This is a genomic window from Deltaproteobacteria bacterium (assembly GCA_016213065.1).
Lineage (GTDB): Bacteria > UBA10199 > UBA10199 > SPLOWO2-01-44-7 > SPLOWO2-01-44-7 > JACRBV01.
The window spans coordinates 1-2,774 of sequence record JACRBV010000029.1 but is presented as its reverse complement, the minus strand read 5'-3'; the positions used below and the strand labels follow the sequence as shown (position 1 = coordinate 2,774).

Genomic DNA, 2,774 nt, shown 5'->3' with positions numbered 1-2,774 from the left:
TTTTTTCATATCTCCTTGTAGCATGTTTCTCTCAATCCGCCAAATCACATATGACGGCAAATACAGATTTATCAATAATCATAGGGTGTTTTTTTCATGCAAAATAATTCTGAAAATCATAGTTCCTTCAATTCCTGCAAAGCAATCCAATCATTCAAAAATCTAAGAGAGTTTCCGGAGGTGCCCTAAAAATAATAAGTCGCCCCGTCGTAATCGGCGGGGCGTGGATTGAAACTCTCAGAAGGCAAAACCAATTGCAACGGTTCTGGATTGGGTATCTGCAATGCGCAGACGAAATTTGTAAAAAACAGCGCTGGAATATCAGTAGGAAATATGGCAGAACTCCGAGCAACTCTGATATTTTGAGATAACATTATGATTCCAAAAAGAGACTTGAATAAGGCCGTTGAATTGGCCAAAAAATACCATATTGGAAAATTGTATCTGGTAGGTTCGGCCCTTCACGGAGATCCACAAGAAGCCAATGATTACGATTTTGCGGTGGATGAATATCCTCCGGATGTTTTTTTTAGTTTTTACGGAGAGTTGATGAGAACTATGCCCAAGCCGGTGGACCTCATCAACCTTAGTGGCAGAAAGATGCTTTTTGAAAAATTGGTGATGAGGGATGGCTTGCTGATCTATGACGCTCAACGTTCTTAAGGAATACATCGAAGCGGAATTTGAAAATATCCGTGAAACTGCCGAACGGATTGAGTCTATTCAATCTTCTCGATCTGATCAACCTTCTGATATCGAGGTCGCCGCGTTGTCGGTCTACATTCACAATATTTATAACGGCTTTGAAAATATTCTGAAGCTGGTCTGTTCTTTCCAAGGAAGAAAGATTCAAAAAACACCTCACTGGCATCGGGAGCTCTTGAACGTGTCCAGAGATAACGGCGTTATAAATTTAGAATTGTGGGCAAATCTGGACAAATTTTTATCCTTTCGTCATCATTTGGTGCATTCCTATGTTTTTAAAATAGAATGGCTCGCCATTAAAAATTTGGTGGATGCCGTTCAACCTGTTACTGTCGAATTTGAACGACAGTTGATCGAGTATCTTGATTGTTTCTCAAAAGTCTATTGAAATAACACCAAATTCACACCTTGGGAATTGATTCGCCCGGACTTACCTCCGCCCCGGCAATCGGTGCCGCCATTCTTACAGAAGTCGAAGAAATTCTTTGAGGTTCCCGTATCATGGGAAGCAAAATTACCGATGCCAGTAGTTGGATTCCTCCCGCCATGAAAAAAACAAAAAGATAGGGCGAAGTGAAAAAAGAATGTTTGAAGAAGAGTGTTCCCAGCATAGCTCCACCCACCGCCAGAATTCCGTTAAAAAGATTTGTGTAAGAAGCAAAGAGCGGACGATTTCTGTTGGTGGTGGCGTCCAATAAAAATTTATACGAGACGGTTTCATAACCACTCCAAAAAATAGCCCGATAAATCTGAACCAGCATAAGATAAAAAATAGCGTGAGAGAAAAGCCAGAGGAAAGGATAAACCGCGAACAGCAGACTGCAGAGAATAAAAATTTTCTTTCCACCTTCTTTATCGGCCATCTCTCCCCATAGCGGATAGAAAGCGAACTTCCCCAGAATCAATGTGCAAAACAAAATGCTGTAGGTGCTGTAATTGATTTTCAGATTTTCAAGAAAATAGGGGGCAAGATAAGTGGCGCCCATATAAATCACAAGATTGACAATGCCGCCGTAGAGAAGAAACCATCCCAGAGTGGGGTGACGGATATTTTTGAAAAAAGAGACAAGAGCTTTTTCTGTGGGACCAACTTCATGGGTGAGAGGCGGCTCCGTCGGTTTTTGAATAATCCAGAAACCAAGAAACCGGAAAAGACCACCCAACAAATATAGAATGCAAAATCCGATGGCCGGTGTTGCCCCACTTTTAACAAGTTTCGAAAGAAAGAATCCGCCCGCGAGTGTGGTGATAAACATGGCGATGTGGTTGAACCGTGTGCGGTTACCAAAAAATTCTCCGCGGCGCGAATGGGGAACCACGTCACCCGTCCAACTTGTCCACGCGGTTAAAAATGTCTGATTGAGAATTTCATATAGACAGAATCCAAAAATGAGAAAATAAATTCCCCACCCGTTTCCGAAAAGAAAAGCAAACGCCATCACACAAGAAAGAAGAGCGAATACAAAAAGCCCCCACCGGACAAAACCTTTTCGGGTCCCCCATTTTTCGATAAGTCCGGGAATGGTGAGTTGAATGATGGAACCAAGTAGGGTGGGAAGAGAAATGAGAAGGGCAATATGGAAAGGGGTGGCGCCGAGATATAGAATGTAGGCCGCAGCATAAATATCGACACAACCGGCCGCGAGACCAGAAAAAGCACCTTCCCAGTAGAAGAATTTTAGGTTGCGCAGGGCGTGATTATTAGCAGAATTCGGTTTCTTCGTCGCCATTGGAACCACTGGCATCGTCGGCGGCATGGAGTAGGGTGGTTGTGAATACGACGCAAGCCATTGAAATGACTACGAAAAACAAAAAAAACTTCTTTTTCATTTTTCTCTCCTCTCTCACTATAGTTATCGGCAGGAGAGGAGAGAAAGTTGCTACCTATTATAAAGAGTGTGACGAAACAGTTGTGTGAAGGGGAGTGGTGGAAAATGCGCTTTTCATGGTTGTCATCCTGAACACATTCGCTTCGCTCAGTGTAAACTCCGTGAAGGATCTACTTGATAATATTGGATTCTTCGCGGAGTTTATCCTGAGCCCGAACAGATTCTTCGCTTCGCTCAGAA

At 42.9% G+C, this 2,774-nt stretch carries 3 protein-coding genes; 2 read left to right on the top strand and 1 reads right to left on the bottom strand.

Annotated elements, in window-relative coordinates; genetic code table 11:
• Nucleotides 1–375: 375 nt before the first annotated feature.
• Both HY877_01605 and HY877_01600 read left to right on the top strand, forming a co-directional pair.
• Nucleotides 376–663, top strand: a complete 288-nt coding sequence (locus tag HY877_01605) for a nucleotidyltransferase domain-containing protein (GenBank protein MBI5298978.1) — start codon at nt 376–378, stop codon at nt 661–663.
• The gene (locus HY877_01600) at nt 644–1,093 is read left to right on the top strand and encodes a hypothetical protein (GenBank protein ID MBI5298977.1); all 450 of its coding nucleotides are present in this window, start codon (nt 644–646) and stop codon (nt 1,091–1,093) included. Before HY877_01605 ends, HY877_01600 begins: the two co-directional genes overlap by 20 nt.
• A 13-nt stretch (nt 1,094–1,106) precedes the next feature.
• Here HY877_01600 and HY877_01595 read toward each other — a convergent pair whose 3' ends face one another.
• Nucleotides 1,107–2,435 (bottom strand): MFS transporter, encoded by a 1,329-nt coding sequence (locus tag HY877_01595; GenBank protein ID MBI5298976.1) that lies wholly within the window; start codon nt 2,433–2,435, stop codon nt 1,107–1,109.
• Nucleotides 2,436–2,774 lie beyond the last annotated feature (339 nt).